Raw genomic sequence first — 258 nt, 5'->3', positions numbered from 1 at the left:
ACTTTGATGTTGCGCTCACGACAAACATCAGCCGTCAGGTCAACCGGGAAGCCATAGGTGTCGTACAGACGGAAAGCGGTTTCACCATCCAGCGTATCACCAGAAAGTTTTGCCAGCTCTTCATCCAGCAACGCCAGACCGCGCTCCAGAGTACGAGCAAACTGCTCTTCTTCAGTCTTCAGCACCTGCTCAACCTGCGCCTGCTGGCGTTTCAGGTCTTCACCCGCAGAGCCCATAACGTCGATCAGCGGACCAACC

1 protein-coding gene is annotated in these 258 nt (G+C 55.4%); it reads right to left on the bottom strand.

Annotated features, from left to right (window positions below):
- Window positions 1-258, bottom strand: a 258-nt coding sequence (locus tag AC0IZJ_RS28550; protein ID WP_471855641.1) for an alanine--tRNA ligase-related protein, incomplete at both ends; no start/stop codon positions are given.

The sequence above is a fragment of the Roseateles sp. AC306 genome, assembly GCF_979253795.1.
This window is presented reverse-complemented; position numbering and strand designations above follow the sequence as displayed.